The 636-nt window shown below is 78.6% G+C and carries 1 pseudogene; it reads right to left on the bottom strand.

What is annotated here, in order from left to right:
- Positions 1 to 636 (bottom strand): annotated as a pseudogene (locus tag PINTE_RS23605) (ATP-dependent helicase HrpB); the annotation flags it as partial.

The raw sequence follows: 636 nt of genomic DNA, 5'->3' as shown, positions 1-636 counted from the left end.
GGAACGCGAGCCGGCGGCGCAGCTGGTCGGCCGCGGAGGACCAGGTGAGCAGGTCGAGGCCCTCGCGGCGCAGGGCGTCGCGCACGGCCGCGCGAGCTGCGGTCGGCGAGGCGCTGACCGGGGTTGCGCTGAGTTCGATGGCGCCGAGTCGCTCGACCCGGCGGGCGGTGACGCGGCGCCCGCGCCAGGTGGCCTCCTCGGCGGTGGCGCGCAGAGCAGCGCCGGCGGCCAGCGCGTCGTCGCTGGTCAGTGGGGCGGCGGCGCGGATGACGGCGCCGGTTCCCGCGGCGGCTCGGCCCTCGGCACGGGCGACGTCGGCGATCGCCAGCCACTCCCGGCCGCGTAGCGGTGACCCGGGCGGCAGCGCCGCGCGCGTGCCCGACGCGAGCAGGTAGACCTCACCGTCGAGGCGGGCGATCCGCTCGGGAAAGGCCAACGCGACGACGTATCCGGTTGCCCGGGAACCTCGCTCAGCGACCGGTCCGGCGGCCGGCCGGCCGGTCGCCAAACCCTGGAGACGACGCCGCTCCCGCGTCCAGCGGGCCGCGTCGCCTCCGCGGCCGGTCCGCAGGCGAGCGAGCAGCACGTCGAGGTCGGCGCCCTCGGCGCGATGGTCGTCGGCGAGGGCCGCGACCA

This window comes from Piscicoccus intestinalis NBRC 104926, from assembly GCF_001515525.1.
Taxonomy (GTDB): Bacteria; Actinomycetota; Actinomycetes; order Actinomycetales; family Dermatophilaceae; genus Kineosphaera; species Kineosphaera intestinalis.
Note: the sequence above shows the minus strand (reverse complement) of the source record. Positions and strands in the feature narration are given on the sequence as shown.